General features: G+C 28.8%; 4 protein-coding genes. 2 read left to right on the top strand and 2 right to left on the bottom strand.

Annotated features, from left to right (window positions below):
• Positions 1–215 precede the first annotated feature (215 nt).
• Complete coding sequence (locus tag AQ1689_RS01460) at positions 216–1,892, top strand: RluA family pseudouridine synthase (protein ID WP_198913878.1); 1,677 nt, start codon at positions 216–218, stop codon at positions 1,890–1,892.
• Positions 1,893–2,450: 558 nt separating this feature from the next.
• Here the strand turns inward: AQ1689_RS01460 and lon are convergent.
• Positions 2,451–4,925, bottom strand: a complete 2,475-nt coding sequence (lon, locus tag AQ1689_RS01455; RefSeq protein ID WP_101915249.1) for an endopeptidase La — start codon at positions 4,923–4,925, stop codon at positions 2,451–2,453.
• Positions 4,926–5,540: 615 nt separating this feature from the next.
• Here lon and AQ1689_RS01450 point away from each other — a divergent pair.
• The gene (locus AQ1689_RS01450; RefSeq protein ID WP_101915250.1) at positions 5,541–6,098 is read left to right on the top strand and encodes an HNH endonuclease signature motif containing protein; all 558 of its coding nucleotides are present in this window, start codon (positions 5,541–5,543) and stop codon (positions 6,096–6,098) included.
• On the opposite strand, the gene AQ1689_RS01445 is transcribed toward AQ1689_RS01450, so the two are convergent.
• Complete coding sequence (locus AQ1689_RS01445) at positions 6,095–6,472, bottom strand: LysE family translocator (protein ID WP_232122624.1); 378 nt, start codon at positions 6,470–6,472, stop codon at positions 6,095–6,097. The two genes, AQ1689_RS01450 and AQ1689_RS01445, sit on opposite strands and share 4 nt — an antisense overlap.
• Positions 6,473–6,549 lie beyond the last annotated feature (77 nt).

Here is a 6,549-nt window from a genome sequence, read left to right as displayed (position 1 = left end):
ATTGATTTTTACCTGTTTATTTGATTTTTTTTTGAGATTAAAACTGATTATCGGACTGAAATTATATGTAAAATCTGATTTTAAGGCTTTGCTCCTACTTATTTACGGAGGATGATTTAGAGGAAATAACCTTTTAGAAAAATAAGGTTATTCTTGAAAAATAGTATCAAGAAAAGTATAGTATCTTTGTGTACTTAAAACAGATTTATCTTATTTTGAACACACATTTTCAATATTTTTCTAGCCCTATAAACGATATAAAAATCCCTAATAAATTTACCTTTCCATTTTATTATGAACCACACCCCTTATGTGAGATTGCGACAAAAGAAATAATAGATTATTTAAAAATACAAACCGATTTTGATCATAATTTTGGGTTAAATCCTTCTAAAAAAGGAATTCCTATTGGTAAAATGTTCGGTGTTTTAGTTGTAAAAAACAAAAAAAATGAAATTGGATATATATCTGCAGTTTCAGGAAAATTAGCAGAAACAAATACGCATATAAAATTTGTTCCACCAGTTTATGATATGCTTACCGAAGATTCTTATTATTTAAAAGAAAAAAATAATTTAATAGCAATAAATTCTGAGCTTGAATCTTTAGAGGCAGATATTAATTATAACTTATTATTGTCCGAAAATAAATTAGCAAAAAATAAGGCTATAGCTGATATTCAAGAAAAAAAAGAGGCTTTAAATACTGCTAAAAAAAAGAGAGCTATTCGAAGAGAAAAAGCCTTTAACGAATTATCTCCTGAAAATTTTATTCTTTTCAAAAATGAATTGAGTAAAGAAAGTTTAGACGCGAAACATTTTTTTAATAACGTAAAACGCTATTGGGAACATACTTTGAAACCAACAGAAGATAAATTGTCGGTTTTTACCAAGCAAATAACCAACCTAAAAACCTTACGTAAATCAAAATCAGTTGATTTACAAATGTATATTGTCGAGCAGTATCAGTTTTTAAACATTAAGAAAGAAAAACAAAACTTAGCTGAATTGTTTTCAGGGACTTCTGTACAAAATTTACCTGCTGGTTCTGGTGAATGCTCGGCTCCTAAATTACTGCAATATGCTTTTTTAAATGATTTAAAACCTATTGCAATGGCTGAGTTTTGGTGGGGAAAATCACCAAATAAAGAGATTAGAAAACATGAACAATTTTACCCCGCTTGTCAAGGAAAATGTAAACCTATTTTATCTCATATGTTGTCAGGAATTGAAATGGATACCAATCCGCTACTAGAAAACCCTGCTATTGGTAAAGAAATTGAAGTAATTTTTGAAGATGATCAGTTAATTGTTATTTGTAAACCTGCTGATTTCCTGTCTGTTCCTGGAATTAATATTCAAGATTCGGTATATAGTAGAATAAAACAACAGGTTAAAAATATTTCAGGACCTATTATTGTACATCGCTTAGATATGGCTACCTCTGGGTTGTTGGTTTTAGCAAAAAATAAAGAAGCTCATAAATTTTTACAAAGTCAATTTATCAATAAAACAATTAAAAAAAGATATACCGCTTTATTAGATGGAATTGTTACTGAAAATACAGGGACAATTACGCTTCCACTCCGCGTTGATTTAGATGATAGACCCAGACAACTAGTGTGTTACGAACATGGAAAGCCTGCAAAAACAAATTGGGAAGTTATAGAACGAAAAAATGGGAAAACAAAAATTCACTTCTACCCTATTTCAGGGCGAACGCATCAATTAAGAGTACATGCTTCTCATAATTTAGGCTTAAATATACCGATTGTTGGTGATGATCTGTATGGAAAAAAATCAGATCGATTGTATTTACATGCCGATACTTTAGATTTTTTACACCCAATAACTAAAGAAAAAATGCTTTTTACCAAAAAATCTGATTTTTAAGAAAAAAAAGGCTTTAATAGAGCTATGATTTAGGTGAAAATAAATAATATTGACCCTGTAATATTTAAAAAATAAAATAGTTGTTTAAAATACGTATTTTTGTAAATCTTTATTTTTATGAAATTTAAAGAGGCTTTTATCTTTTTTAATGATAAATACCACTTATTCATTCTAAAAAAAATCAAAATAACTTAAATTATTTAATGTATTATTTTACCTCAAAAGAGATACTATATTACCTAAAAAGCGAAATTTTTGAATATTTTTGACTAAAATAAAACTTAAATATAGGTGCAATTAAAGCAGTATAAAATAATATTTATACTATATCATTAAAAAACCTAGAAACGCCATTTTGAGGTATTTTTTAAATAAACAAGCTTTTTAAGGTGTTTATTTTTGTCGAAATTTGATGGAAATTTATAGGCTTACACTTATTAATATTACAGTGTAAAAAACAAACTATTTTCCCTTATTTTCCCTTATTTTTGTTTATTTTAAATTTTTATAAAAAAAAGCCTCTCAGTTTTGAGAGGCTTTCTAATGCTATTCTAAAAATTATATTAATTTTTTAGCTTTTTTAACTTTTTGCTTGGTAAGTGCAATATCAATCACTTCGTGCATTTCAGTTACATAATGAAAGGTTAAACCTTTTAAATAACTTTCTTTAATTTCTTCAATATCTTTTTTATTATCAGCACATAAAATAAGTTCTTTAATATTTGCACGTTTAGCTGCTAATATTTTTTCCTTAATTCCTCCTACTGGCAATACTTTTCCTCGAAGCGTAATTTCACCAGTCATCGCTAATTTATTTTTCACTTTACGCTGAGTAAACACAGAAACCAACGAAGTTAACATAGTAATACCTGCACTTGGTCCGTCTTTAGGGGTTGCCCCTTCTGGTACATGAATATGTACATCGTATTTTTCTAAAACTTGTGGCTCAATACCAAAATCTTCAGCATTTGCTTTGATGTATTTCATTGCAATTGTAGCCGATTCTTTCATTACTTTTCCTAAATTACCAGTAATAGAAAGCGCTCCTTTTCCTTTAGAAATAATAGATTCGATAAATAAAATATCGCCACCAACACTTGTCCAGGCCAAACCTGTAACAACACCTGCAACATCATTATTTTCATATTTATCACGTTCTAAACGTGGTGATCCTAAAATAGTTACAATATCTTTATTGGTTAAATCAATATTATAAGGCTGTTCCATCGCTATTGATTTTGCTGCAAAACGAACCACTTTAGCAATTTGTTTATCTAAACCACGTACCCCCGATTCACGCGTATATCCTGCCACAATTTTTTCGATTTGTTTTTTACCAATCGTTAAATGTTTTTCTGATAATCCGTGTTCTTTTAATTGCTTTGGAAATAAATATTTTTTAGCAATTTCCATTTTTTCTTCAATCGTATATCCTGTAACATTAATTAGTTCCATACGATCACGCAATGCCCAAGGTATTTGCCCTAAATTATTTGCGGTAGCAATAAATAAAACTTTAGAAAGGTCGTAAGGAACTTCTAAATAATTATCATAAAAAGCCGTGTTTTGCTCAGGATCTAAAACTTCTAACATTGCTGATGAAGGATCTCCTTGATTGCTCTGGCTTAATTTATCAATTTCATCTAAAACAAAAACAGGGTTTGATGTTCCTGATTTTTTAATATTCTGAATTAAACGTCCTGGCATTGCACCAATATATGTTTTACGATGTCCTCGAATTTCTGCTTCATCACGCAAACCACCTAATGACATACGAACGTATTTACGCCCTAATGCTTCGGCAACCGATTTTCCTAACGAAGTTTTACCAACTCCTGGAGGTCCGTATAAACAAATAATTGGCGATTTCATATCGCCACGTAATTTTAAAACAGCTAAATGTTCTATAATACGTTCTTTAACTTTTTCTAAACCAAAATGATCTCTATTTAATATTTTTTGAGCACGCTTTAAATTAAATTTATCTTTCGAATAAATATTCCAAGGCAATTCAAGCATTAGCTCTAAATAATTTCGCTGCACACCATATTCAGCCATTTGAGGATTCATTCGTTTTAAACGATTTAATTCCTTGTCAAAGGTTGCGGCAACTTTTTTATTCCATTTTTTAGTTTTAGATTTTATTCTCATTTCATCTAATTCCTGATCATGAGAAACACCACCTAATTCATCTTGAATGGTTTTTAATTGTTGGTGTAAATAATATTCACGCTGTTGCTTATCTAAATCTGAACGTGTTTTTGATTGAATATCATTACGTAATTGTAATTTTTGAAGTTCTTTATCTAAGTTACTTAATGTTAAAAGTGCACGTTCTCTTAAATTATCTTCTTCAAGTAATACTTGTTTTTTAGCAACGCTTAATTCCATGTTTGATGAAATAAAGTTTACTAAAAATGAATTTGATTGAATATTTTTAATCGCAATTGAAGCTTCAGAAGGTAACATTGGGTTTTCTTTAATAACCTCTAATGCTAATTCTTTGATAGATTCTATAATTGCTTCAAACTCTTTTTCGTCTTCAACTTCCTTATTTTCAATAGCCTCGTGAACGCTAGCTTTTAAATACGGATCTTCTTGTGTAATTTCATCAATTACAAAACGTTTTTTTCCTTGAATAATAACCGTTACGTTACCATCAGGCATTTTTAGAACGCGTAAAATTTTAGCAACAACTCCTGTTTTATTAATATCGTCTAAACCAGGGTTTTCAACAGCAATATCTTTTTGTGCAACAACACCAATTACTTTATCGCCTTTGTTTGCGTCGTTTATTAGTTGAATCGATTTGTCTCTACCAGCGGTAATAGGAATTACAACACCAGGAAATAATACCGTATTTCTTAATGGTAAAATTGGTAATTCAGCAGGAATTTCTTCCTTGTTTATTATTTCTTCATCTTCAGGAGTTAATAATGGGATTAATTCTGAATCCTCATTAAAAGCATCTTGAAGCGACAAATTGTCTAAATGTATTATTTTTGATTTGCTCATATCTTTTATAGATGTCATAGTGACATTTTTACACGATTTAAAATAGTGTAAAAAGCACTTTTTAAACTTTTAATTGTGTGATAAACAGCGCTATATGTTTGTTTATAGGTGTTTGGCTGTATCTGTATAGGTCAATTGTTATGCCAAGTAAAAAAGACAGGATGCCTTTTTTTATCTAACTTTTATTAAACTTACTATTTTATATAAAAGTAAGCTAAAAGACTATAACTCAAAAAAAATAAGCCCTATTTTACTGTTTTTGTTTTCATATTTACACGCTTTATCTGTAACCAATCTTTTAGTTTTTTTTAATGATTCTTGTCAATTTGAGTGATTTTAATGACTAAAAATGATATCGAGAATTTGAAATATTTTATGTTGATGATTTTCAAAGAACTTCTCAATATTATTTTTACTTCTCAATACTATTTTTTGAAGAAAAATAATCACTCAATTGAGAGATTCTTTAATTTGCAAATCGGCTCTAATTATTTTTTTGATAAAATTATCAATAATAAACCCATTTTAAATCAATTAAATAAGAAGAATTAAGTTATCTAAAACAAAAAATGTATTTTTGCTATAAATAATAAAGCGCTATTTATTATTAAAGTTCAGATAAATATTGAAAATATGATACGAAGCTACAGAAATGAAATGTGGAAAGAAATACTATTTGATAATAAAATCTCTGAAAAAGAAAAATTTAAAATATCTAATTACGGACGAATCATCAACTGTAAAACTGAAGAAGATTTTTTGGTAAAAGAATATTTTATAAACGGTTACCAAAACTTGCCTTTAAAACAACGTGTTAATGGAAAAACGACGAGTCGATATGTTCATAAATTAGTTGCTGAAACTTTTTTACCTCGTAAAGAAGATGATCAATATGTAATTCATTTGAATTATGATAAAAAAGACAATAGACTTGAGAATCTTAAATGGGCTACAAAAAGAGAAAAAGAAGTACATCAATTTACAAATCCTGAATATGTAAATAAGGTTCATAGGTATAAACCTAGTACAACAAAACTTACAGAAACCAAAGTGATGTTGATTAAACGAAAATTAAACGACCCAAATAGAAGGACACGTTTAAAAATGATTGCCAAACAATTTGGTATTTCACAAATGCAATTACATAGAATAAAAACTGGTGAAAACTGGGGATATGTAACTGAAAATTAACGAAGTATTAGCATTGCAATACTAACGAAAACAATTATTTGAGCCCATTTTAGGTACACACCTATTTGGGCATTTTTTTTAATCGCTACCGAAAGTGAGCCCGCTAAAATAGCAATCGCCGAAAATATAAAAAATGAAACAACAATAAATATACCTCCTAAAATATAAAACTGTATAACTGTTGATAACGTTTTAGAAAATAAAAACTGCGGAAAAAAAGCTAAGAAAAAGATCGTTACTTTCGGATTTAAGACATTCATCCAAAAGCCTTTTTGAAATAATTTTCCCGTAGATTTTTTAGTATCGGTTAAATTATCTGTTGATAAAGAAATTTTAGCATCACTTTTATATACCTGTTGTGTGCAATATCTCAATTGGACAGGACAGTTTTTTCGAAGGATCACGCTGGAATATTGGAGTATTAAATTAGGATCACTTCTAGCGGACAAAT

Source organism: Tenacibaculum finnmarkense, assembly GCF_900239185.1.
GTDB classification, from domain to species: domain Bacteria; phylum Bacteroidota; class Bacteroidia; order Flavobacteriales; family Flavobacteriaceae; genus Polaribacter; species Polaribacter finnmarkensis.
Note: the sequence above shows the minus strand (reverse complement) of the source record. Positions and strands in the feature narration are given on the sequence as shown.